Annotated in this window: 1 protein-coding gene; it reads left to right on the forward strand. The window is 41.7% G+C overall.

The genetic code is table 11. The features are described 5' to 3' along the window. The first annotated feature begins 80 nt into the window (after window positions 1–80). Window positions 81–1,124: an IS30 family transposase gene (locus CSV76_RS16910; protein WP_369823362.1), complete on the forward strand. Its 1,044-nt coding sequence runs from the start codon at window positions 81–83 to the stop codon at window positions 1,122–1,124. Window positions 1,125–1,222: the final 98 nt, after the last annotated feature.

The following is a 1,222-nucleotide window of genomic DNA, read 5'->3' on the forward strand; positions in this document are numbered from 1 at the left end:
ACCTAAATCCAAACAAAAAAATGCCACTATAAAATTCGTGTATCATTGAAGTTGCGAGACTAACAATGAGAGGAAGTTTTATAGTGGCACAACTTGAGAGTACCATACAAAACCGTAAAAATAAACACCTGTCAGCTTTTGAGCGCGGTCAAATCGAGGCGCTTCACAAGGATGGACATACCAACCGAGAGATCGGTAGACGCTTAGGACGCGTTCATCAAACAATCGCTAATGAATTAAAGCGTGGAACCACGACCCAGCTCAAAACTGGGCGCACATCCTATACAGCTTATTTCGCTGAAACAGGACAGGCGATATATGAACGAAATCGACTTCAGTGCGGTGCAAAAAGTAAGCTGCTTATAGCCAATGAATTTGTCAATTTCGCGTGTGATAAAATCCTAGATCAAGACTGGTCACCAGATGCAGTCGTCGGGTTTACAAGCCTTCAAGAAGAGTGGAAAGACCGACCTACTGTGTCCACGAAAACCCTGTATAACTACATTGATTTAGACGTATTACGCGTTCGAAATATAGACTTGCCGATGAAACTGAGACGGAACACCAAAGTGAAACACATCCGAAGAAACCGTCGTATTTTGGGCATGAGCATCGCTGAACGTCCCGTTGAAATTGAAGATCGTCAAGAATTCGGTCATTGGGAAATTGATACGGTAGAAGGACAGAAGTCTGATGACAACGCATTATTGACGCTCGTTGAACGTAAAACGAGAAACTATTATGCCATCCTCCTAGATGATCAAGATCATGATTCGGTGGACTTTGCGATCAACCAGTTACGACAGGATTTTGGTGAGCTGTTTTCTCAAGTATTCAAAACGATTACGTCGGATAACGGCAGCGAGTTTTCTAATCTGACAAAGAGTCTTCAAGGTGTTACTGACGTCTATTTCGCTCGTCCATATGCACCGTATGAAAGAGGATCTAACGAGCGACACAATGGTCTGCTCAGACGATATATTCCCAAAGGAAAAGCAATTTCTGATTACTCTACAGAGTCTATTCAACGTATTTATCAGACACTGAATCAGTTGCCTAGGAAGATTTTGAACTATCGACAGCCATCCGTTTTGTTTGAAGAAGAGTTGGCTAGGTTAGCATAGTATTTCCAAAACTAACCCGTTAATTGAGGGATCACATTCCCCTTCATACATACACTGGATTTTATCTAAGTGGCTAATTTAATATTGCAATTTAGGAT

The sequence above is a fragment of the Sporosarcina sp. P17b genome, from assembly GCF_002743115.1.
Classification (GTDB): Bacteria; Bacillota; Bacilli; order Bacillales_A; family Planococcaceae; genus Sporosarcina; species Sporosarcina ureae_C.